Annotated in this window: 21 protein-coding genes; 9 read left to right on the top strand and 12 right to left on the bottom strand. The window is 56.6% G+C overall.

From position 1 onward, the window contains the following. Positions 1 to 12: 12 nt before the first annotated feature. Positions 13 to 1104, bottom strand: a complete 1092-nt coding sequence (locus tag ON16_RS05385) for an NAD/NADP octopine/nopaline dehydrogenase family protein (RefSeq protein WP_051131555.1) — start codon at positions 1102 to 1104, stop codon at positions 13 to 15. 105 nt (positions 1105 to 1209) lie between these two features. Further along, positions 1210 to 2592, bottom strand: coding sequence for a sodium/glutamate symporter (locus ON16_RS05380; RefSeq protein WP_040660150.1), 1383 nt, complete (start codon positions 2590 to 2592; stop codon positions 1210 to 1212). A gap of 522 nt (positions 2593 to 3114) precedes the next feature. Here ON16_RS05380 and ON16_RS05375 point away from each other — a divergent pair. From ON16_RS05375 to rbr, 4 genes are all read left to right on the top strand, one after another. Continuing rightward, positions 3115 to 3966 carry a MurR/RpiR family transcriptional regulator gene (locus tag ON16_RS05375; protein ID WP_158441604.1) on the top strand — a complete coding sequence of 284 codons (852 nt, stop codon included), beginning with the start codon at positions 3115 to 3117 and terminating at the stop codon, positions 3964 to 3966. Positions 3967 to 4186: 220 nt separating this feature from the next. After that, positions 4187 to 4654, top strand: a complete 468-nt coding sequence (locus ON16_RS05370) for a metallophosphoesterase family protein (RefSeq protein ID WP_040660146.1) — start codon at positions 4187 to 4189, stop codon at positions 4652 to 4654. Further along, positions 4654 to 5604 (top strand): tRNA glutamyl-Q(34) synthetase GluQRS, encoded by a 951-nt coding sequence (gluQRS, locus tag ON16_RS05365; RefSeq protein WP_040660144.1) that lies wholly within the window; start codon positions 4654 to 4656, stop codon positions 5602 to 5604. Before ON16_RS05370 ends, gluQRS begins: the two co-directional genes overlap by 1 nt. Positions 5605 to 5675: 71 nt before the next feature. Further along, positions 5676 to 6269, top strand: a complete 594-nt coding sequence (rbr, locus tag ON16_RS05360; RefSeq protein WP_040660142.1) for a rubrerythrin — start codon at positions 5676 to 5678, stop codon at positions 6267 to 6269. Positions 6270 to 6380: 111 nt separating this feature from the next. Here rbr and ON16_RS05355 read toward each other — a convergent pair whose 3' ends face one another. Then, positions 6381 to 7547, bottom strand: coding sequence for a phosphoglycerate dehydrogenase (locus tag ON16_RS05355; RefSeq protein ID WP_040660140.1), 1167 nt, complete (start codon positions 7545 to 7547; stop codon positions 6381 to 6383). A gap of 392 nt (positions 7548 to 7939) precedes the next feature. On the opposite strand from ON16_RS05355, the gene typA reads away from it, so the two are divergent. After that, a complete protein-coding gene (gene typA, locus ON16_RS05345; RefSeq protein WP_040660136.1) occupies positions 7940 to 9763 on the top strand; it encodes a translational GTPase TypA in 1824 nt (607 codons plus the stop codon). Between the two features lie 85 nt (positions 9764 to 9848). Here the strand turns inward: typA and ON16_RS05340 are convergent, their stop codons facing one another. Next, on the bottom strand, positions 9849 to 10202 hold the full coding sequence (locus ON16_RS05340) for a hypothetical protein (RefSeq protein ID WP_040660134.1): 354 nt from the start codon (positions 10200 to 10202) through the stop codon (positions 9849 to 9851). Between the two features lie 177 nt (positions 10203 to 10379). Between ON16_RS05340 and ON16_RS14935 the strand changes: the two genes are divergently transcribed. Further along, complete coding sequence (locus ON16_RS14935; protein WP_051131554.1) at positions 10380 to 11543, top strand: S-layer homology domain-containing protein; 1164 nt, start codon at positions 10380 to 10382, stop codon at positions 11541 to 11543. Between the two features lie 61 nt (positions 11544 to 11604). Here ON16_RS14935 and ON16_RS05330 read toward each other — a convergent pair whose 3' ends face one another. From ON16_RS05330 to murI, 6 genes are all read right to left on the bottom strand, one after another. Continuing rightward, positions 11605 to 11946 (bottom strand): branched-chain amino acid transporter permease, encoded by a 342-nt coding sequence (locus tag ON16_RS05330; protein WP_040660132.1) that lies wholly within the window; start codon positions 11944 to 11946, stop codon positions 11605 to 11607. Further along, on the bottom strand, positions 11937 to 12647 hold the full coding sequence (locus tag ON16_RS05325; protein WP_040660130.1) for an AzlC family ABC transporter permease: 711 nt from the start codon (positions 12645 to 12647) through the stop codon (positions 11937 to 11939). The genes ON16_RS05330 and ON16_RS05325 overlap by 10 nt, the downstream gene beginning before the upstream one ends. Position 12648: 1 nt before the next feature. Then, positions 12649 to 12927 carry a hypothetical protein gene (locus ON16_RS05320; protein WP_040660910.1) on the bottom strand — a complete coding sequence of 93 codons (279 nt, stop codon included), beginning with the start codon at positions 12925 to 12927 and terminating at the stop codon, positions 12649 to 12651. Positions 12928 to 13075: 148 nt separating this feature from the next. Continuing rightward, the gene (argS, locus tag ON16_RS05315; protein WP_040660129.1) at positions 13076 to 14821 is read right to left on the bottom strand and encodes an arginine--tRNA ligase; all 1746 of its coding nucleotides are present in this window, start codon (positions 14819 to 14821) and stop codon (positions 13076 to 13078) included. A gap of 128 nt (positions 14822 to 14949) precedes the next feature. Further along, positions 14950 to 15414 carry a YwiB family protein gene (locus ON16_RS05310; RefSeq protein ID WP_051131553.1) on the bottom strand — a complete coding sequence of 155 codons (465 nt, stop codon included), beginning with the start codon at positions 15412 to 15414 and terminating at the stop codon, positions 14950 to 14952. Beyond that, on the bottom strand, positions 15380 to 16195 hold the full coding sequence (gene murI, locus ON16_RS05305; protein ID WP_040660128.1) for a glutamate racemase: 816 nt from the start codon (positions 16193 to 16195) through the stop codon (positions 15380 to 15382). Before murI ends, ON16_RS05310 begins: the two co-directional genes overlap by 35 nt. 209 nt (positions 16196 to 16404) lie before the next feature. Here murI and ON16_RS05300 point away from each other — a divergent pair, with 209 nt between their 5' ends. Together ON16_RS05300 and ON16_RS05295 are read left to right on the top strand one after the other, a co-directional pair. Continuing rightward, positions 16405 to 16818, top strand: coding sequence for a hypothetical protein (locus tag ON16_RS05300; protein ID WP_040660126.1), 414 nt, complete (start codon positions 16405 to 16407; stop codon positions 16816 to 16818). Between the two features lie 45 nt (positions 16819 to 16863). Continuing rightward, entirely contained in the window at positions 16864 to 17982 is a 1119-nt protein-coding gene (locus ON16_RS05295) for a DUF362 domain-containing protein (RefSeq protein ID WP_040660124.1), read from the top strand. 134 nt (positions 17983 to 18116) lie between these two features. On the opposite strand, the gene yfbR is transcribed toward ON16_RS05295, so the two are convergent. Beyond that, positions 18117 to 18692, bottom strand: a complete 576-nt coding sequence (yfbR, locus tag ON16_RS05290; RefSeq protein WP_040660122.1) for a 5'-deoxynucleotidase — start codon at positions 18690 to 18692, stop codon at positions 18117 to 18119. Next, entirely contained in the window at positions 18689 to 19984 is a 1296-nt protein-coding gene (gene mtaB / locus ON16_RS05285; RefSeq protein WP_040660120.1) for a tRNA (N(6)-L-threonylcarbamoyladenosine(37)-C(2))-methylthiotransferase MtaB, read from the bottom strand. The genes yfbR and mtaB overlap by 4 nt, the downstream gene beginning before the upstream one ends. A 141-nt stretch (positions 19985 to 20125) precedes the next feature. On the opposite strand from mtaB, the gene ON16_RS05280 reads away from it, so the two are divergent. After that, entirely contained in the window at positions 20126 to 21259 is a 1134-nt protein-coding gene (locus tag ON16_RS05280) for a cysteine desulfurase family protein (RefSeq protein ID WP_040660117.1), read from the top strand. Positions 21260 to 21398: the final 139 nt, after the last annotated feature.

Genomic DNA, 21398 nt, shown 5'->3' with positions numbered 1-21398 from the left:
TCCGTGAGTGCGTCAGCACTTTCCAGTTTCAAAATAATGAGCCACTTGTTCTTTGTTCATTCCCTCAATTCCCAGATTCTTGGCGCATCGGCCTTCCGCGCGAAAATCCCGCTTATAAATTGTGCTGGTGAGCTGAATCACCGAATCAATGGTGGGGGTGAAAATTCCCGCGGCTTTCCCCAATTCGGAAATGGGGACCAGACTCATGGGAACGTCTTCGGTAACATAGCGGGCTTCAATGGTCGTGGGCGCCATGATATCTCCATAGGCCTGATTGTGTTGAATCAGATCGTACAGATTGTCGCCGTATGTATCATAGGATTGGCGCAGCCATTCCTCGGCGCTGAGAATCCGCACGCCGTATGCCTGCGCAACGGCCATCCGCTCCTTGTCGATGGCCTTTACCAGCACAGCGACAGAAGGAGAAATCCCATCCCAGTAATAGCGATAGCCCTTGGAATCGCTTTCAATGCGGCCGATATTCAGCAGCACGGGAGCGGGGTGAAACAGAGCGCCGATATTAGAGAGACTGGTTTCCAAGCAGTTTTGGGCAGGAGTGAACTGCGGATAGTAGCCCTGCAGCAAATCCAGTACCCGCTGTGTCTGGCTGGAGGGAAAAGCGCCCAGCTCCACTTCCTTTTTCACGCCGTAAATTTCTACGGAGGCGGGGCCGGTTTTCCGGCAGGAATAAATGAGCGTTTGCGTTTCCGCAATGGTGATGTTGGCAGTGCAGCCCTTGCTGCGAATGGTGTTTTGAAACTCCAACGCGCCGCCGGTGCGTCCGGGATTCAAAACAACCACCTGACCGTCTGTTAAAGCACTGTAACAGGCTTCGGCGATCATTTTGTGGGTGAAGGAAGGCGTGACCACCATAATCAAATGTACGCCGCGAATGGCTTCGGGAACATCTCCCGTTACCATCTCCAACGGATGATGGGACGTTTTGCCGTCTAAGGTCAAATCAATTCCGCCGGCGGCTTGAATTCCCTCTAAATATTGGGGGAACAGGTCGCATAGATGAATTTTAACGCCTTGGCTTGCCAGATAAGCGGCAATGGCGGAACCGCCGTTGCCTGCGCCGATAATTGCAACTGTTGTTTCCATAATGTTCGAAATACCCTCAATCTTTTATAAATAACCTATTTGTCAATCTGTTTTCCGAAAGACGGGAAATTGTGCGCTTTGTGGGAAAGAAGCGGAGTCAACCGCTCAACGCTGCTCCAGTTTCACCTGCTTGTTCCAGAAGAACAGCCGCAGGAAAAGGAGGATGACAAGCGAACCGGCGCAAAGAACCAATCCCGTCTTCAAAGCACCCATATTCTGAATCATATACGGATACATGGTGGTAATCAGTCCGCCGCCAATGAAGGGGCTCATAAACGGGCAATCAAGCGCATAGATGGAACCCGCGTCGGTCTTCATCTTGGGGTCGGCTGTGCGCAGCAGCATATATCCCACAGCCGCCACGCCGCAGAAAGCGCCAAAGCGGATGATCCCCTGTTCAAACCAGCAGTCGGAGAAAATGCGGGGGCTGAGCCAGAAGAACCACACCAGCATCAGCAGCACCACAACCACGGAGGTGATCAGCAGAGGAGCCCAATAGGCAATTACCACCGGAACCTTAATGGACGCCATGGCCCCGACCACCAGGATTTCAAGAGCCATACCCTGAATCCGCTGGAAGGTTGCACGGTCAAAGAGATTCCGCAAAGAGGTGCGCATCACAATGGAGTTAATGATCCAGCCGCCGATCATCGCAAAGGGAAACAGCGGCAGACCTGCATAGCCAAATACTTGTCCAAAGCCCCAGACAATGATTCGTCCGATGAGAATGGCAAGACCGATGACGCCCAGATGGAAAGCAAACGGTTCCACAACATCCTGGCTGATCGTCATGTGCGCGGCGGGCTCGCGCTCTTCTTCTGGAAATACTTCTTTTACGTCACTGGCCGTCGCGGGTTCCGTCAGCACCTTGGTATACTTTTTGCGAACTCCGTAGTTGATGAGAATCATGCCGACAAAGATGCCGACCAGCAGGCCAATGGTCGCGGTGGTAGGAGCCAACGCCGCGCCATCCGCCCAATTCAGCATAGAGGGATCTTCAAAAACAGTGGCCATGCCGCTTGCGGTGCCGTGTCCTCCGGCGAAGCCGATTTCAAACAGAGAGCCAAACAGCTGGTTGACGCCGAATACGGGCGTCAGGATAAAGGCGCACAGCAGACAGGGAACACCCACCTGCATGAAGCTGTTGGACCACAACCAGCCCAGACCGGCTACGGCATCACGAATCATGCCCTTATCCGTCTCTCCCTTTTTAATACCCAGCAGCATACAGGAAAAGACAATCGTAATCATGGGGGTCGGCAGTGCGCCGATACTCGACATCATGTCGGCGGGGATGACTTTTAACGCATAGGGTCCCAGCATCAATCCGATCAGACCGGCCAGCAGAGATGCGGGAATAAATGCTTTTCGGAGGAAGGAAACTTTCAGGCGGATCAGCGTTGCAACCAAGAGTAGAAGTCCTGCGATTGCCACATACAAAAGCAGATTATTCAATGTGCCGCTTGCAATTTTTTCGACGGGTACCATGGCTTTTCTCCCTTCTAAAGTCCAAAGAATGAAGATATACTCAAATTCAGAGGTTTTGGGCAAGTCTCTGGGTAATGCAGATGATGCAGCAGAGTGGCAATCTGGTGGCCACACAGATTGTGTCTGCTCCCAGCCAAAAGGATGTCCCGCTCTGAAATTTGCCAGGTAGGAATAGAACTTCCTGCGACGATAAAAAATTTATTTTCTAAATGTTAACATATAAATTATTTTATTTCAATAGGTAATTAAAAATATTTTTTATTTCTTTATTTTTGCATATCTTTTTGCTATAATGTCTATGGAATTAGCAAAAAGTATGGATCGTGTGCGTTTAACTCACGTTTTACAGGAAAAAACGTGCTATTTGAAATTTCGGTGATCAGGAAGGCCGAGTTTTGCGGCGTGGCTGCGGGCAGCACCTTGGGTCTGCGGCTCTGCCGTGATAAAAAATTTATTTCGCGATTCAAAAAAACAAAAAAGAACGCTCTGCAGATCATAATGCACAGAGGAGGGCGAATGGAAATGGCACTGCAAGAAACATTAGATAAGATTCAACAGATACAGGATTCTCTATCTGCCACGCAAAGACAGGTCGCTGCCTATGTATTGGAAAACTACCATTTGATACCGTTTTTATCCATTACAGCATTGGCGAGAAATATTGGAGTGAGCAACAATTCGGTGATTAAATTTTGCAATCAACTGGGTTATGATAAATTTGCAGAATTTAAAAAAATGTTTTCCGAGTATGCGCATTCTGAGTTGGTGATGTATAACAAGCTGTCAGACAGCGAAGAAACAGCCAGCGACAATAGCCTGTTTGCCATGGGATTAGGGGATGATACCGCGGCGATCCGCGCAACGCTGACCGATCCCTCCAACCAGCAAAATCTGCCGCAGCTATTGGAGATGATGGAGCGCGCGAAACACATTTACATTACAGGCGGTCGCGTTTCCGGAATGATGGCGGACATTTTTGCCAATATTTTGCGCTATCTGGGATTAAAAGTGTTTTCAATTAACTTTGCCGGTGATTATCTGGATCGGCTCTCCATGGTAGAGCCGGAGGACTTGGTGATTGCATTGAGCTTTCCCAGATACACCGCGCAGGTGGTGGACGGAATCCGCGATCTTCATGAAGCGGGAATCCCCATTGCGCTGATTACAGATACCGGTCTTTCGCCCTGCCATCCTTACGCGGATTTGGCATTCCACTGCAGCATAGCCTCCGGCTATTATTTCCCCAGTTATGCCGGCTGCCTGTCCTTGATCAGCCTGATTTGCCGAGCCATGGGGGCGGCTCGAAAAAAGGGAGCCGCGCAGCATATCCACCAGTTGGAAAGCCACCTGCTGGAGCGCGGCGTCTTTCTTTGAGCAATGGACTTTTTTCGTCATGTGCGCAAAACCGCTAGGTGTTCTTTACGCGGTGCTGCCTTACATCAAACGCCCACATGGCTGTGTTTTCGGCATTGGGTCTTTGTCAGCTGCTTCCTTGCGTTAAGGCGGCGGGTTTCTGCCTTGTGTGGCGAAAAAGCATCTTGCCCATCTGGTATCTCTTGGTTGTGAATACAGGTTGTCAAAAAACGAGGCTTTTATGAAACTATTGGTGTTTTCTGATTCCCACGGCAACGTGGACAATATGGCGCTGGCCGTGGAGCGGGAGCGTCCCGACCACATCTTTCATCTGGGAGACGGCTGGCAGGATGCGGAGCGTATCCACGACATGTTCCCGGGCATTCCGCTGGAACAGGTGCCGGGCAACTGCGATTTCCGCATGACGGAGCCTGCGGTGAAGCTGGTGAGTCTTGGCGGCAAGCGCATCCTGCTGTGCCACGGACACACCTACCGGGTGAAAGAGGGTTTGATGGATGTGGGCTATGCGGCACGGGAGCAAAAAGCGGACCTGCTGTGCTTTGGACACACCCACGTTCCCACGCAGGAGTGGGCGGGAGAGTCTTTGCTGCTCAATCCCGGCAGCATTGGATACTGGGGCAAGCCCACCTACGCCGTGGTAAAAATTGAGGACGGCCGCCTGACGGCGGACCTGCGCAAACTGGTGTGATGGCGAAGGGAACAACGGGACGCTTTGCCCCCTCTCCCAGCGGGCGAATGCACCTTGGAAATCTCTTTTCCAGCCTTCTCGCGTGGCTTTCCGCAAAGTCTCAAGGGGGGCGGATGGTCCTTCGGATCGAGGATTTGGACGCCCAGCGCTGCACCCGCACCTATGCGGAACGAGTGGAGGCGGACTACCGGGCGCTGGGCCTTTTCTGGGACGAAGGCGGCCGCTCCGGCGGACCTGACGGCCCCTATTACCAAAGCCGGCGAAACGAGCAATACGCCGCCGCGCTGGAACGGCTCCGGCAAAAGGGGCTGGTTTATCCCTGCTTTTGCACCCGCGCCCAGCTCCATGCCGCCTCTGCCCCGCACCGGGACGATGGGCAGACGATTTACCCCGGTACCTGCCGGGATTTGACCGCCGACGAGATCGCGGCGCGGAGCGCCGCGCGTGCCCCGGCCTTGCGTCTGCGGGTTCCGGATCGGGAGATCGGCTTTTTGGATGGGAACCTCGGCTGGTATGCCGAAAATCTGGAGCGGGACTGCGGTGACTTTCTCCTGCGCCGGTCGGACGGCCTGTGGGCCTATCAACTGGCGGTGGTGGTGGACGACGCGGCCATGGGAATCACGCAGGTGGTGCGTGGAAGCGATCTGCTCTCCTCCACGCCCCGACAGCTGTACCTCTACAATCTGCTGGGACTGACCCCGCCGGAATTTTATCATGTGCCGCTGCTGCTTGCGCCTGACGGGCGGCGCCTTTCCAAGCGGGACGGTGATTTGAGTCTGGATGCGCTGCTGGAGCGGAGCACGCCGCAGGCGATGATTGGCGGCCTTGCGTATCTGGCGGGGCTGAACCCCGGTGCGGAGCCAAGATCGCCGGAGAGCCTGCTGCCGGAGTTTGACTGGGAAAAGGTGCCCAAAACGGACATTTACGTGCCGGATGGGTTATTTTTCTAATTTTAAAAGGACGATCTGCATAAAAATGCCCCTTTTGCGCATTCTGACGCAAAGGGGGTGTTTTCATTTCTATGGAATTAAAAAACAGCGAGACAAAAATCAATCTGATGCGGGCTTTTGCGGGAGAGAGTCAGGCCAGAAACCGCTATACCTTTGCCGCGGGGCAGGCCAAGCAGCAAAAGCTCCATGTGATTGAGGCGGTGTTCACCTTCACCGCGAATCAGGAAAAGGAACACGCGGAGATCTTTTACAACCATCTCAAGGAGCTTTCCGGAGAGACGATTCAAATCGACGGCGGCTACCCCGTGGACGCGGCGCAGGATATGGCAAAGCTGCTGCGGATGGCCCAGCACAACGAGTTTGAGGAGTTTGATCCGGTGTATCCGGCCTTTGGCGCAACGGCCAAAGAGGAGGGGTTTGCAAAGGTTGCCAATTCCTTTGACATGATCTCAAAGATTGAACAGACCCATGGTGAGCGGTTCGGCAACCTGGCGGATCTGCTGGAGCAGGGAAAGCTGTTCCTCTCCGATGTGGAGTGCGGATGGATGTGCCTGAACTGCGGGTATGTCTTCACCGGAAAGGGCGCACCGGAAAAATGCCCGGTGTGCGACCATGACAAGGGGTACTTTATCCGCCTGAGCATGGCGCCCTATACCGGCGCATAACGAGAAAACCGGCGTTCGGGAAAGTTCCGAACGCCGGTTTTTATAAAAGGGAAGGGGGCACAACTTTTGCCGCAGGCGGCAGAGAAGCCGGCTGACTTTGCCCCGAGATGCTTACTCAATCACCCGGACGCGGATCACGCCGCTCAGGGCAGTCACGTCGTCGATCACCGTGTGGTCGATTTCGGTGTCCAAATCCACCACGGTATAGGCGTAGTCCCCCCGGGATTTGTTGCTCAGATTCGCTACATTTGCGCTGTCTTTGCTCAGCAGGCGCGTGATATTCGCCAGCATGGCGGGAATGTTTTTGTGGATGATGCACATCCGCATAACGCCGCTGCGGGGAAAGTTTACCGGTGGCAGATTCACGCTGTTGCGGACATTGCCGGTTTCCAAATACTCCGTCAGTTCTTCCACCGCCATTACCGCACAGTTCTGTTCGCTCTCCGGCGTGGATGCACCCAGATGGGGGAAGGGGATGACCCGTTTGCTTTGCAGCAGCTTGTTGTTGGGGAAATCGGTTACATACCAAGAGACTTTCCCGGTATCAAGGGCCGCCAGCATGGCGTCGTCATCCACGATTTCTCCCCGGGCCAGATTGATAATCCGCACGCCCCGCTTCATGTTTGCAATGGCGGCGGCGTCGATGGTGTGATAGGTTTTTTCGGTAAAGTGGATGTGGGGCGTAATATAATCCGCCCGACGGTACAGTTCGTTCACGTCCTTCACCACATGGATGTGGCGGTCCAGCCGCAGCGCGGAGTCCACGCTGAGAAAGGGATCATAGCCGTACACGTTCATGCCCATGGACAGGCAGATGTTGGCCACCAGCGCGCCAATGGCGCCAAGGCCGATGATGCCCATGGTTTTCTTATAAATCTCCGGCCCTGCAAAGGCGGATTTTCCCTTTTCCACCACGGTGGTCACGTCCACCCCTGCGGCGGCCTGACTGCGGACCCAGTTGGAAGAACCCTCCACGTCCCGGGATGAAAGCAGCATGGCGCACAGCACCAGTTCCTTCACGGCGTTGGCGTTTGCCCCCGGCGTAGAGAACACGGCGATGCCGTTTTCAGAGCACCGGTCGATGGGGATGTTGTTCACGCCCACGCCCGCGCGGGAAATGGCCAGTAGATTCCGGGGAAACTGATAATCCAAGAGTTTTGCGGAGCGGACCAGAATGCCGTCCTCATTCTCCTCGCTGTCGGAAACCACATAGGTTTCCCGGTCCAGCTTGCTCAGTCCCATGGGAGAGATTTTGTTGAATGTCTTGATGTGATACATGGCAATTTGCCTCCAAGGCGGTCCCAGCGGACCGCAATACTTGCGGCGGAACGTGCGGCGCTCAGCGCCGCTTCCGTGGCAGCATCTTCAGTATAGGACGGTGAAAATTTCCAGTCAATCAGCGAAAAGGCGAAATCCACCTCTCTCCGCGGTGGGTTTTTGTGAAAAAGGTATTACTTCTTATGCCGGAGAGCGGTTTTACACCTCTTGCCACGAAAAAAGTCCGACGTTTTGCAATATTTTTCGATTTTTTGTAATTTTCTGCTTGCAAAATGGAGAAACTTGCCATATAATATAAGGCTGTGCAAATAGTGAAGAATACGCGCGCCGCTGCCGCGGCGCATGGCGCGGGAGATCATCATATCCCGCCATACAGGAGGAGAAGAACAGCTATGCAGAATGAAAAACTGAGAAACGTCGCCATCATCGCCCACGTTGACCACGGCAAGACCACCTTGGTGGATGAGATGCTGAAGCAGGGCGGCGTTTACCGTGAAAATCAAGAGGTTGTGGACCGCGTCATGGACTCCGGCGATCTGGAGCGGGAGCGCGGCATCACGATCTTGGCGAAAAACACCGCCATCCGCTACAAGGATGTGAAGATCAACGTGGTAGACACCCCGGGCCACGCGGACTTCGGCGGCGAAGTGGAGCGCATTTTGAAGATGGTCAACGGCGTCATTCTGCTGGTGGACGCCGCAGAAGGCCCCATGCCCCAGACCCGTTTCGTGTTGAGCAAGGCGCTGGAGCTGGGCCACCGGGTCATCGTGGTTGTGAACAAGATCGACCGGCCCGACCAGCGCATCCACGAGGTGGTGGATGAGTGCTTGGAGCTGCTGATGGATCTGGACGCCACCCCTGAGCAGCTGGATTCTCCCATGCTGTTTGCAGCGGCCCGTCAGGGCATCTGCTCCTATACACCGGAGAATTTGGGCACCGATCTCACGCCCCTCTTCGAGACGATTTTGGAGTATATCCCCGCGCCGGAGGCCGACGTGGAAAAGCCCTTCCAGATGCTGGTCAGCTCCATCGACTATAACGAGTTTGTGGGCCGGATTGCCATCGGCCGCATTGAGCAGGGCACTTTGAAGCAGAATCAGGAGATCGCCGTTTGCAATTACCATGATCCCGAACACGTGCTGCGCAAGGCCAAGGCCACCGCGATCTATGAGTTTGAGGGTCTGGCAAGAAATCCTGTGACCGAGTCCACCGCCGGCAATATCATTGCCATGAGCGGTATCCCTGATATCACCATTGGCGATACCATCTGCGATTCCAACAATGTGGAGGCACTGCCCTTCGTTCAGATTTCCAAGCCGACCTTGGAGATGACGTTCTCTGTCAACGATTCTCCCTATGCCGGACGAGAGGGCAAGTTCGTCACCTCTCGCCAGCTGCGTGACCGTCTCATGCGGGAGACTTTGAAGGATGTGTCCCTGAGAGTCACCGAAACCGACACCGATACTGCCCTCAACGTGGCGGGCCGGGGCGAGATGTCCTTGTCCATCCTGATCGAGACGATGCGCCGGGAAGGCTATGAGTTTCAGGTTTCTCCTCCCCGTGTGCTGTATCAGGAGATCGACGGCAAGCACTGCGAGCCTATCGAGCGCCTTGTGGTGGATGTGCCGGGTGACTGCGTGGGTTCCGTGATCGAAAAGCTAGGCCAGCGCAAGGCCGACATGCTGGAGATGACCCCGGTGGGCAGCCGGATGAAGGTGGAATTCCTGATTCCCGCCCGCGGTCTGTTCGGCTATCGGAACGACTTTTTGACCGACACCAAGGGCGAGGGCATTATGGCCTCTGTGTTTGATTCCTACGCACCCTATAAGGGCGATATTCAGCGCCGGGGAACCGGCTCCATGATCTCCTTCGAGACTGGCGAGTCCATTACCTACGGCCTGTACAACGCGCAGGAGCGAGGCGTTCTGTTCATTGGCGCAGGCGTACCGGTGTACGGCGGTATGATTATCGGCGTTTCCCCCCGCGGCGAGGATATCAACGTCAACATCTGCAAGAAGAAGCAGCTGACCAACACCCGTGCCTCCGGCTCGGACGATGCGCTGCGTCTGGTGCCCCCCAAGCAGATGAGCTTGGAGCAGTGCTTGGAGTTTTTGGCGGACGACGAGCTGCTGGAAGTGACCCCCAAGAGTCTGCGGATGCGTAAGCGGATTCTTGACCACGAAAAGCGCATGAAGTCCCTCCACGGCAAGAAATAAAACAGGCAACGCGGTTTTTGCCGAGTGACCTGAAAAAGCAGAAATCCCGCGGGAGCATACTCCCGCGGGATTTTTTAGAATCAATTTATTTTTTCAGGAGCTTGAGTACCTGTTCCACGTCCTGCGGAGTCATATCGGAAAGGGGATGCATCGTCCCCTTTGGCAGCTTGCAGATGACAAAAACGCCGGCTATGTCCATCATGGTTGATTCTCCGGCTCCGTCCACCAAAAAGGCGGTCATGTTGGAGGGCAGGCGCTTCTTCATGCGATCTCTGTCCAGCAGGATGTAATAGAAATTGCGATACAGAGAAAAGACGTCCACCTCGGCGGATTGAAGACCGGCAATGCTTTTGTGGATTTCCTCAATGCGGTCGGTGGGGACCTGTGTATAGCATAGGGCCTGTCCGGGAAATTTCACAAGAACGGTGGTTTTTGCCATGAGCGGTACCCCTTTCCGAATATGCCGCAGCACAGAGCATGGGAAAAAGCTGCTTTTCTAAAAAGAGTTTAACGGATTTTTCCTAAAGTGTCAACCAACGGGAACCTTTTGAAGGGTTGCGCCGTCTAAAGCGATAAGGTGCTACAAAAATCTTTGACTGGAAAGGAATCGGAAACAATGAAAAAGAGAATCTGTAAGCTGGTGTCTTTGTTGCTGTGCGCTGTTATGCTGGCGATTCCCGCCGCCGCGGTGGCCACGGAGGAAACACAAATTGCTCCGCTTGGCCCCGTATTGCTGACGGGGACACTGAGCCAAGGAGAGAAAGGTTCCCTGCTGTTGAGCAATCAGGAGCGCGGAGACACGATCCTTCATATTAGCGACGAGACTCGCATTCTGAACGCCGTCTCCGGCGAGCCGGTGGCTCTGGACAAAATTCGAGACGGAGAGACAGCCTATGTCTATGCCGGTCCCGCCATGACGCTGAGCCTGCCGCCCCAGACCACCGCGGTGCTGATCCTGACGAAGATTCCCGCCGACTTTGCCGTTCCGTCCTATCAACGGGTAGCGGCGGTGAACGTAGTGAATGATGACGGGATTACTGTCACTACCCAAGAGGGAAAGCAGATGACGATTCCTGCCTCAGCCAAGGTGACGCCTTATCTGACTAAAAATATAGTGACCTTCCGCGACCTGATCCCCGGGACGTGGTTCCTCGCATGGAACAGCAGCAACGGCGCCGTTGAAAAAGCAATGCTGTTTGCTTACGACGGCCTGCCCTTCACCGATGTAACGGCCGACCACTGGGCCTATGACGACATCCTTTCCGCTTCGTCCAAGGGACTGCTCAGCTGCGACAAGATGCTGGCCTTTCGTCCCTCGGAAGCCCTGACTCGGGCGGAGATGGTGAAAGCTCTGTATCAGATGGCGGGCAGCCCTGTGGTGATCCAGTCCATGCCCAAATTTACCGACGTGCAAAACGGCGGAGACTACATCAACGCGCTGACTTGGGCAGTGGGTAATAAGCTGGTGGGCGGATACAGCGACAACACGTTCCGGCCTGACGCCCCTGTGACCCGCCAGCAGTTGGCAGTGTTCCTCTACCGGTGGGAGCAGCACCGGGGCGGCGGATTCCAAGGAGCGTGGATGTTCCAGCTGGATTATCCGGACCGGGAGAGCATTTCGGAGTACGCCTATGAGAGCGTGGCTTGGTGCTCGGTCAACGGTGTTCTCACGGGGCGGTCCGATGGGACCCTGGCTCCCAACGCCACCGTTACCCGCGCCGCCGCTGCGGCGATGTTCCAACGTTATCTCGCCACACAGACCGCCAAAGGTGCGAATTAAATCCGGGTGCTAACTAAAAGCGACGCTCCACAGTCCAGTTGGACTGCGGAGCGCCGCTTTTTCACATTCCTACAAAAACTGCCTGTACCAGTACCATGTAGAGGGCAGTCCCTCCGGCGATGGACAGCAGCACGTTGCCTTTCCATCGGTGGAGCAGAACCACGGCGAGAATTGCCGCCGCCTCCGGAATCCCATGGGGTGCGGCGGTGAGAGAGACGTTTCGCAGGCAATAGACCACAAGCAAGCCCATGGCGGCGGCAGGCAGAAGCTTTCCTAAATACGTCACCGTTTTTGGAACGGCCTTTCCCTCTGGGAAGAGAAGGAACGGCAGCCACCGGGTCAGCTGTGTGCCCAGAGCCACGGCCAGAATCATGGCAAGGGTTTGCAGCGGCGTCAGGTACATAGCTTTTTCCTCCCGCCCAGCAAAATTGCCACAATGACCGCCATGGCGGGGATTACCAAGTTATCCGCGCCGAACAGAAGAAGGCACAGGACGGTTGCGCCAATCCCGATGGCCCCGGCGGGACGGTTCTCCTTCTTTTTCCACTGCTCCAAAAACAACACGACAAACGGCGCCGTCAGCGCGAAATCCAGACCCGTGGTGTCAAAGGAGATAAAATCCCCCAAAAAACCACCCAGAGCCGTGCCCCCGACCCAGTAAAAATAGTCCAGCAGAGAGATGGAGAGATAGAATTGCCTGCGATCCACGTTCTCCGGCGGCTCCACGGTGGAGACGAGGGAAAACGTTTCGTCGCTCAAGATGTAGATCAGCGGGATGCGGGCCTTGCCAAGACCCCGGTATTTTTCCAGCATGGAAAGCCCGTAAAAAAGGTGGCGGGCGTTCACCATGCAGGAAAGAAGGAATGCCTGAACCGGGTCGAAGGCCACGGTCAAGAGAGAGATTGCCACAAACTGCATACTGCCGCCAAAGGCGATGGCGCTCATCAGAACGGACCACAGGGGGCCGTATCCCTTTGCGTTCATCAAGACCCCGTAGGCAATCCCGAGAAACATGTATCCGGTCAAAACCGGGATGGTGTGTGGAAACGCGGCGCGGAGGGCGGTCCTCCACTGCGGTGTTTCATGGGAGGGAGTGCTGCCCACGTCAGACCTCCTGTTCTGCCCGCAGCCGATCCAGCCGCCGATTGCGGAAGTAAAGAACCGCATCGGTTCCCACCATCAGGAAATTCAACACATACAGGAAAAATACCCAATCAAAGTGAACCAGAATCTTGTTCAGCATCCCGCAGATGTAGCCCACCTCGATGATGAGCAGAAAGGGCAGGCTCTTGCCTACCGCGGACCGGGTGGTCCAAGACTTCCAGATGTTCATTGGCCAAGACAGGCCGAAGCAGATCAACATCAGTGCTTCAAAAATACTCATAAAGGACCCCTTCTCTTTTTTGGAAGTGCCGCACGGTTTTCGGCATGGGCCGCAAACGGAACCGTTCAGCCTGAATGGAAAAGCCGCGCCGGTCCGGATGGACCGGCGCGGCTGCCGTTGCTCAAAATTTGTTTGCAAATGCGGGTTCTTACATTTTCTCCGGCGCGTCCACGCCGATGAGCCGCAGGCCCATTTGAAGAACGGCACGGGTGCAGTCCGCCAGCTTCAGTCGTGCGCCCGCCACGTCGGCAGGCTCTCCCTTGATGCGGCATGCTGTATAGAAGCGGTGGAAGCAGCCCGCCAGCTCTTGCAGATACCGGTTGATGAAGGAGGGATCATAGTCCCGGGCGGCGATGCGGATGATCTCGCAGAATTGGGCCAGCTGCTTGACGAGGGCTTGTTCCGTTTCACCGTTCACCTGCGTCATATCAATTTCCACCGCGGCGGGAACGCGCAGTCCTTCGCCCTCCATAGCCCGCAGGAGAGAGCAGATGCGGGCGTGGGCATATTCCACGTAGTACAGGGGATTTTCACTGTCCTCCCGAACGGCAAGGCCCAAATCGAATTCCATCTGGGTGTCGGGCTTGGAGTTGAAGAACCACCGGGCGGCATCCACCGGAACCTCGTCCAGAAGATCGCTGAGGGAGATGGCCTTTCCGGTGCGCTTACTCATGCGAACGGCTTCGCCGTCCCGCAGGAGCTTCACCAGCTGCATCAGCACGATGTCCAGTTTTTCAGAGCCGTTGAGACCCAGCGCGTCCAGCGCGCCCTTCAGTCGGGCCACATGCCCGTGGTGATCCGCGCCCCAGATGTTGATGACTTTGTCAAATCCCCGGACGGCGAACTTGTTCCGGTGATAGGCAATGTCGGCGGCAAAATAGGTGTAGAACCCGTTGGCGCGGCGGAGTACGTCGTCCTTCAGGTCCAGCTTTTCAATCTCCGCCTCTTTCTTTCCGGCTTTGCGGAGGTTGGCGGCGAGGATCTCCGCCGTCTTCAGCCACAGCGCACCGTCCTTTTCATAGGTGAACCCAGCCTCGGTGAGCTTGTCCACCGTTTCGGCCACGTAGCCGGACTCGTGAAGTGTGGACTCGTAGAACCACTCGTCGTAATTGATCTTGTACCGCTGGAGGTCGGTTTTCATTTTGGGCAGGTTCATGTCCAAACCAAACCGAGCCAGCGTGTCGCGCCGCTGCTCCACGTCTGCTTGTGCCAGCGCGTCCCCGTGCTGCGCGCGATAGGCGGCGGCCAAATCCCGGATGTCCTCGCCCTGATACCCGTCCTCAGGGAAGGGAACTGCGTCCTCTCCCTGAATCAGCTGGAGATAGCGGGCCTCAATGGACTGGGCAAACTTGTCGATCTGATGACCGGCGTCGTTGACGTAGAACTCGCGGCTCACGTCCGCTCCGCAGGCGGAGAGGACAGAGGCCAGTGTGTCGCCCAGCACGCCGCCGCGGGCGTTTCCCATGTGCATGGGGCCGGTGGGGTTGGCGGAGACGAACTCCACCATGATCTTCTGGCCCTTGAGATCGTCACAGGTGCCGTATTCCCCGCCCTCACTCTCCACGGCGGAAAGCACGTCCCGGAACCACGCCTTTCCCAGGCGGAAGTTCAGAAAACCGGGACCGGCGATCTCCGCCGAGTCAAAATAGCTGCCCTCCAGAGCCAGCCGCTCCAAAAGCGCCTGGGCAATGGTCCGGGGCGGCTGGTGCAGCGCCTTGGACGCTGCCAGCGCAAAGGTTGTGGTAAAGTCGCCATTTTTTGTGTCTTTGGGAATCTCCACCGGGGCCTTGGCGATTTCCGCCTCGGGCAGAACTCCGTCGGACACGGCCTTGCGGTAGGCGCTCATCGCCAGCTCCGCCGCCTGATCTTTTGCTCGCTGAATCATATGGATCATGGTTCACGTACCTCTTTCATTTGTGTCGTCATTTAAAATGGAGGGGCCTCATGGCCGAAAGGTGGCTGCGCTTTTTGGTGCTCCCGCGCCAAAAGGGCTGGCTGCGGACTGCACGGGATTGCCATGCGTCAGCTTCTGGGGCGCACACGGATCTTAAACGTATTCTTCCCCGTCGCGGTGTGTTCAACCGCAATCGAATATTTGATTTCCAAAAGACCGCCCCGCGCCGTGAGATTATGGCGCAGCAGGCTGGTTTGAATGTCCACGCTCAGTTCGCCAAAGGGCGTTTCATAGAGGGAGGTGTGCTGCCGTCCTTCCTCAAAAACCATCTGGGAGTTCACCTTGCCGGACCGGGTCAGCAGAACCCGGGGGCCGCGCAGCTCAAAGGTGGTGGTGGTGCCCTCCATTCCGGTGAGGGCGCTCTCGTCATAGCGCAGAAGCATCCCGTCCGGCAGCAGCGTCATGGTTCCCTCGGTCATCAGTTCCGTGCTGTCGGGGTCGCAGCCGTCAAAATACTGCTCGCCCCGGACGGAGAGAACCACCGGAAACGGCGTTGGATCAGTAGCGGTCGATGTCAATTTGATTGGCTCCATGGCGCAAGTCCTCCTGCAAAAACCAGGAAGCAGTCTCCTCGAAACTCTCCACCCGGTCGCTGACATAATATGTGGCTTCCCCCTGACGGGACTCGCTGTTTCGCAGCTCCTGAGCCTTCAGCATCCGCTTCAGCTCAAAGGCGGATTCCTCACCCGCGGATACCAGCTCTACATCCGGCCCCATCACGTCTGCGATAATCTCCGTGAGCAGGGGATAATGGGTGCAGCCTAAAATCAGGGTGTCGATGCGGGTTTGGCGCATCGGCTCCAGATATTCCCGGGCAATGGTTTCAATTACCACGTCTCCAGTGCGGAACCGCCCGTTTTCCACCAGCGGAACGAACAGGGGACAGGCCTTTGCGAACACCTCAATGTCCCCGTCCAGCTTTGCCAGCGTCTCTTTATAGGCTCCGGCGCGAACGCTGGCTTGGGTCGCGATGATGCCCACCCGCTTGTTTTTTGTCACAGCGGCGGCCCGGGCACAGGTCGGCTCCACCACGCCCACCATGGGCAGGTCGTTTTCGGCCCGGAGCGTTGGCAGCGACGTGGTGGACACGGTGCCGCAGGCGATCAAAATCGCCTTCAGGTCAAAGGAGCGCAGAAAGCGGATGTCCTGTCGGGCATATTTTAAAATCGTCTCCCGGGACCGTCCACCGTATGGGACGCGGGAGGTATCTCCAAAGTAGATCAGGTCCTCCTCCGGCAAAATTTTCCGCAAAGAGCGGACGGCGGTGAGTCCGCCAAGGCCGGAGTCGAATACGCCGATGGGTCGAATGTCCATGCAAAGTGCCTCCAAATCTGTTGCGGGGTCAGAGATATCTTATCATATAGCCTTAACTTGACTATTATACTATGTATATTTGCCCCCGGCAAGTCAGATTTTAGGCTTTTTTCCCGGTTTTTTAGGTAGAATTTCAGAAGTGAATTTGATATAATGCTGAAAGGAATCAGCGATTCGGTCTAGGGAGCCGGAACAGGGAGGTGTTTGCCGTGAAGATCGAGCTGACGGAACAGCAGTATCGTTATCTGCTGGACTTGGTGTACATAGGAAATTGGGTGCTCAACTCCACCCGGGAGGATGATCGCATCAAAGAATATGACGAGGTGGAGAGTCTGATTTTCTCCCAGTGCCCCCTCCACGGGATGCGCAAGCTGGTGGAGCGGCTGGACGGGGAGATTATCCCCTCCCGCGCCTTTGCCGACGGTGGAATCCATGAGGCAATCGCGGACTATGAGGACGTGATCTTTTATGAAATTTTGGCGGAGGAGCTGGCGCTGCGGGACATGGACGGGGAGCCGATGACCCGGGAGAACTACAACGAGCTGATGCAGCGTATCGACGCTTATATGGGCGAATTTGAGGAGCACGGGACGGACAATATTTCTGTAAATCTGGACGAGTAAAAGACGCGGCCGCGCCGCAGAGGGAAAATGAGGAGGAAAGCCATTATGGCAGAGAAGGCAAAGGTTTATTTTGCGGATTTTCGCGCCCCCAGCTGGCGGGAAAATCTGCCCCAGAAGCTGGCCCGCTTGATGATGACCGCCGGATTTGGAAACATCGACATGGATGGGAAGTACGTGGCGATCAAGATGCACTTCGGTGAGCCGGGAAATCTGGCGTACCTCCGGCCCAACTGGGCGAAAGCCGTGGTGGACCTCGTCAAGGCGCAGGGGGGAAAGCCCTATTTGACGGACTGCAACACGCTGTATGTGGGCGGGCGGAAAAACGCGCTGGATCATATTGAATCCGCCTATGTCAATGGCTTTACACCCTATTCCACCGGCTGCCACATTCTCATCGGAGACGGCTTGAAGGGCCACGACGAGGTGCTGGTCCCGGTGGAGGGCGGCGAATACGTGAAAGAGGCCAAGATTGGCCGCGCTGTGATGGACGCGGACGTATTCGTCACATTGACTCACTTTAAAGGCCACGAGCAGACCGGCATGGGCGGATGCCTGAAAAACATCGGTATGGGCTGTGGATCCCGGGCGGGCAAGATGGAAATGCACAACGCCGGTAAGCCCTTTGTCCATCAGGAGGACTGCATTGGCTGCGGAGCCTGCGTCAAGATCTGCGCGCACGACGCGCCCCACATCACCGACCGCAGGGCTTCGATTGACCAAGATAAGTGCGTGGGCTGCGGACGGTGTCTTGCGGTATGTCCCAAGGACGCGGTGCAGAGCAACAACGATGAGGCGCCGGCCATTTTGAACAAGAAGATCGCCGAGTATTCCAAGGCAGTGGTGGACGGACGGCCCTGCTTCCATGTGTCGCTGGTGCGGGATATCTCCCCCTGCTGTGACTGTCACGGGGAGAACGATGCGCCTATCACGCCGGATGTGGGCATGTTTGCCTCCTTTGACCCGGTGGCGCTGGATCAGGCCTGCGCGGACGCGGTGAATGCCCAGCCCGCACTGCCCGGCTCTGTGTTGTTTGACGAGGGGTACGACTGCACCTGCGGCGACAACCTCACCGCCGCCCACACGAATACCGATTGGCGGGTCTGCCTTGAGCACGCGGAAAAACTGGGCCTTGGCACCCGGGAATATGAGCTGGTAAAAATTTGAGACAACGCATCGCAGGGTCCGTTTTGCGGCCTTGCGTGCGTCCTGTCCGCATCGCTATGTAAAGGAATAAAGACGCGAACCCCGGGATTTCCGGGGTTCGCGTCTTTTTACATGGGGCCACATGAAAAAACGGATTACTTCAGTTCGTCCAGCGTCAAGGAGAAGCTGGGCATGAAAGTGTCCAGAAAATACCGCACCTCCGGCAGATGAAACCCCTCCAACGCGGCGCGGGTCTGGGCGGCGGCGTCCCGGAACTCGCCGTTGCCCGCCTTGACCTCTTCCACGCACTTGATATAGGCGGAGAGCTTGTCTGCCGCTTTCACCAAGGTATGAATTTCCGGGTCGGGGCTTTCCAAAACCGGCTCATAGACTGTTCGCAGCTCGGCTGGCAGCATTTCCAGCAGCTTTCGATTGGCCACCGCCTCCACCTCCTGATAGGCGGAACGAATGGCGGGATTGTAATATTTGATGGGGGTGGGCATGTCGCCGGTCAAAATCTCCGACGCGTCGTGATACAGCGCCGCCACCGCAACCGCTCCGGCATCCACCTGACCGCCGAAGTTCTCGTTGCGGATGACCGCCAGCGCGTGGGCCAGCACCGCCGTTTGATGGCTGTGTTCCTGTACGTTTTCCGGGGCGGTGTTGCGCATCAACGCCCAGCGGGAGATAAACCGCAGACGGGAAAGATACGCAAAAAAATGACTTTTCATGGCGTTTCCTCCAAAATTCCCAGCAGGGCCGAGCCATCTGTATCGACAATGCGGGTGGAAAGGACCCGGTTGTGGAGCGCTTTGCCGCCATCCACAAGAACCTCCATATAGTTGGGGGCGTGGCCGGAGAATTTTTCGTTCCGCTCCTGTTCATACAGCACGGAATAAACCTGCCCCACGCAGCCGGAGAGGTATGTCTGGTGGAGTTTGTCCGCCACGGTGGCGGCCCGCTTTGCCCGGTCTTCCTTCACGGATTTCGGCATCTGCTCCATCTCCGCCGCCGGAGTGCCGGGACGAATGGAATAGGGGAAAATGTGCATTTTGGCAAAGCCGCATTTCTCAATGAAAGCCAAGGACTGGGCAAATTCCTCCTCCGTCTCGCCGGGAAAGCCCACGATCATGTCGGTGGTGACGGCGGGACGGTCAAAGTACCGGTTCAGCAGGGTCACGGATTCCAGATATCGGGCGGTGTCGTATTTCCGGTTCATACGCTTGAGCGTTTCGTCGCAGCCGGACTGCATGGACAGGTGGAATTGAGGACAAAGGCCCGGCAACGCCGCCGCACGGCGGCAGAAGTCCTCCGTGACGGTTCGGGGCTCCAGACTGCCCAGCCGCAGCCGCAGCTCCGGCGCGGCGGCGCAGAGCGCCTCCATCAGGTCGATAAGGCTCTGGCCGTTTTTGAAATCGTGCCCCCAAGAGGAGATTTCGATGCCGGTCAAAACGATCTCCCGATAGCCCGCCGCCGCCAATTCCCGGGTCCGTTCCACCGCTGTCTCCAGCGGCAGGGAACGAATGGGGCCCCGGGCATAGGGGATGATGCAGTAAGAACAGAAGTTGACGCACCCATCCTCCACCTTCAGCATGGCGCGGGTGCGGCCCTCCAGCCCTCCCGCAGGGAGAATCTCAAAGCCCCGGCGGTCAAAGGCCCGGTCCATGGATTCCATGGGCCTGCGATCCTCCAGCTCCAGCTCCAAAAGATCGAGAAAGCCCATCCGGTCGCCGGTTCCCGCGATCAGGTCCACGTCCAACTTCCGCACATCCTCCGGATGAGTCTGGGCATAGCATCCGCACACAGCCACCACTGCCTGCGGATGTTCCCTCCGGGCGCGAGCAAGCATCTGGCGGGATTTCTGGTCGCTGACGGCGGTGACAGAGCAGGTGTTGACCACATAGGCATCCGCGCTGTCGGTAAAGGGCACGATCTCGTGGCCCCGGCGGCGCAGTTCCTGTTCCATGGCTTGGGTTTCGTATTGATTGACTTTGCAGCCCAGCGTGTAAATGGCGATTTTCATGGATTCTCCTTGCTATTTTAAATAGCTTTCTATATAATAATAAGATTGCAGCAAAAACTGTGTTTTCTTCCGTGGTTTTATCTTTATTATACGTTTTATTTCCCGCTGGGGCAAGTCCCAATCAAAGGAGTGCATAGTTATATGATCTATCTGGACCACGCTGCCACCACGCCGGTGCCAAAGCCCGTGGCGGACGAGATGTATCGCGTATTGCGCGAGGAATACGGCAATCCCAGCTCGCAGTACGCCTATGGCCGACAGGCCCGGCAGCTGGTGGCGGATGGACGCCAAACCGTGGCGGATGGGCTGGGCTGCGCCGCAAAAAATCTATACTTTACCGCCTGTGGAACCGAGTCCGATAACTGGGCGTTTACCGCCGCCCTGTGGCAGAACCGCCGGGTGGGAAAGCACATCGTGACCACCGCCGTGGAGCACAGCGCCATTTTGGAGCGGTGCCGCTGGCTGGAACAGGACGGATACGAGGTGACGTATCTGACGCCGGATCGGGACGGGAATATTTCGGCGGACGCGGTGCTGGCGGCTGTCCGGACCGACACCGCGCTGGTGAGCGTGATGCTGGTGAATAACGAGACGGGGAACGTCTATCCCGTGGCGGAGATTGCCGCCGGACTGAAAGCAAAAAACGAGAAGACCTTGCTGCACACCGATGCGGTGCAGGGCTTTTTGAAGGTGCCGTTTGCGGCGAAAACGCTGGGCGCGGATTTCATCTCCCTCTCTGCCCACAAAATCGGCGGGCCAAAGGGCATTGGCGGGCTTTACATCGGCGAACGGGTGCGTAATCCCCGCCCCTTGCTTCCCGGCGGGGGACAGGAGTCCGGCTTCCGGGCAGGAACGGAGGCCACCGCCCAGATCGCGGGATTTGCCAAGGCTGTGGAACTGCGGACGGAACATTTGACGGAGAAATTGGAGCATATGGCGCAGATCAAGGCCTATGCTATGGAGCGGCTGGCGGAGATCCCGGATTTGCGGCTCATCTCCAAGGGAACCGCGCCCCATGTGCTGTCGGTGTCCATGCCCGGCTATCCCAGCCAAAACGTGGTGAACGATCTTTCCGACGCGGGGATCTGCATTTCCGCCGGGTCCGCCTGCCATCAGGGAAAGCCCAGTCAGGTGACGGCGGCGCTGGGCCTTGAGAAAAAGGTGGCGGCGGGCGTGGTGCGGCTGAGCTTTGGCCCGGAGACGACGAGAGAGGAGATCGACGCGGCGGCAGAGGCTCTGAAAAAGCATCACGACACGCGGTTTCCCATGCTGTAACGTCGCCGCAAGCTGCACATCCCTCGCTTTGCCCTGCGGGCACAGCTCACTCGCTCCGCTGCGGCTCCTTTTTTCCCGCCAAACGCTGCGCTGGTTTGGCGAGGAGAGAGACGGGGGAACGAAGACACGCAAGCCGCGC

This window comes from Oscillibacter ruminantium GH1 (genome assembly GCF_000307265.1).
Lineage (GTDB): Bacteria > Bacillota > Clostridia > Oscillospirales > Oscillospiraceae > Oscillibacter > Oscillibacter ruminantium.
Note: the sequence above shows the minus strand (reverse complement) of the source record. Positions and strands in the feature narration are given on the sequence as shown.

Bases quoted from the DNA above. Each gene is read 5' to 3' on its own strand.
- argS (WP_040660129.1), bottom strand. From the start codon at position 14,821: ATGATCCATATGATTCAGCGAGCAAAAGATCAGGCGGCGGAGCTGGCG.
- murI (WP_040660128.1), bottom strand. From the start codon at position 16,195: ATGGACATTCGACCCATCGGCGTATTCGACTCCGGCCTTGGCGGACTC.
- gluQRS (WP_040660144.1), top strand. From the start codon at position 4,654: ATGGCGAAGGGAACAACGGGACGCTTTGCCCCCTCTCCCAGCGGGCGA.
- ON16_RS14935 (WP_051131554.1), top strand. From the start codon at position 10,380: ATGAAAAAGAGAATCTGTAAGCTGGTGTCTTTGTTGCTGTGCGCTGTT.
- yfbR (WP_040660122.1), bottom strand. From the start codon at position 18,692: ATGAAAAGTCATTTTTTTGCGTATCTTTCCCGTCTGCGGTTTATCTCC.
- rbr (WP_040660142.1), top strand. From the start codon at position 5,676: ATGGAATTAAAAAACAGCGAGACAAAAATCAATCTGATGCGGGCTTTT.
- ON16_RS05340 (WP_040660134.1), bottom strand. From the start codon at position 10,202: ATGGCAAAAACCACCGTTCTTGTGAAATTTCCCGGACAGGCCCTATGC.
- ON16_RS05385 (WP_051131555.1), bottom strand. From the start codon at position 1,104: ATGGAAACAACAGTTGCAATTATCGGCGCAGGCAACGGCGGTTCCGCC.
- ON16_RS05320 (WP_040660910.1), bottom strand. From the start codon at position 12,927: ATGAGTATTTTTGAAGCACTGATGTTGATCTGCTTCGGCCTGTCTTGG.
- ON16_RS05375 (WP_158441604.1), top strand. From the start codon at position 3,115: ATGGCACTGCAAGAAACATTAGATAAGATTCAACAGATACAGGATTCT.
- ON16_RS05310 (WP_051131553.1), bottom strand. From the start codon at position 15,414: ATGGAGCCAATCAAATTGACATCGACCGCTACTGATCCAACGCCGTTT.
- ON16_RS05280 (WP_040660117.1), top strand. From the start codon at position 20,126: ATGATCTATCTGGACCACGCTGCCACCACGCCGGTGCCAAAGCCCGTG.
- ON16_RS05355 (WP_040660140.1), bottom strand. From the start codon at position 7,547: ATGTATCACATCAAGACATTCAACAAAATCTCTCCCATGGGACTGAGC.
- typA (WP_040660136.1), top strand. From the start codon at position 7,940: ATGCAGAATGAAAAACTGAGAAACGTCGCCATCATCGCCCACGTTGAC.
- ON16_RS05380 (WP_040660150.1), bottom strand. From the start codon at position 2,592: ATGGTACCCGTCGAAAAAATTGCAAGCGGCACATTGAATAATCTGCTT.
- ON16_RS05370 (WP_040660146.1), top strand. From the start codon at position 4,187: ATGAAACTATTGGTGTTTTCTGATTCCCACGGCAACGTGGACAATATG.
- ON16_RS05295 (WP_040660124.1), top strand. From the start codon at position 16,864: ATGGCAGAGAAGGCAAAGGTTTATTTTGCGGATTTTCGCGCCCCCAGC.
- ON16_RS05330 (WP_040660132.1), bottom strand. From the start codon at position 11,946: ATGTACCTGACGCCGCTGCAAACCCTTGCCATGATTCTGGCCGTGGCT.
- mtaB (WP_040660120.1), bottom strand. From the start codon at position 19,984: ATGAAAATCGCCATTTACACGCTGGGCTGCAAAGTCAATCAATACGAA.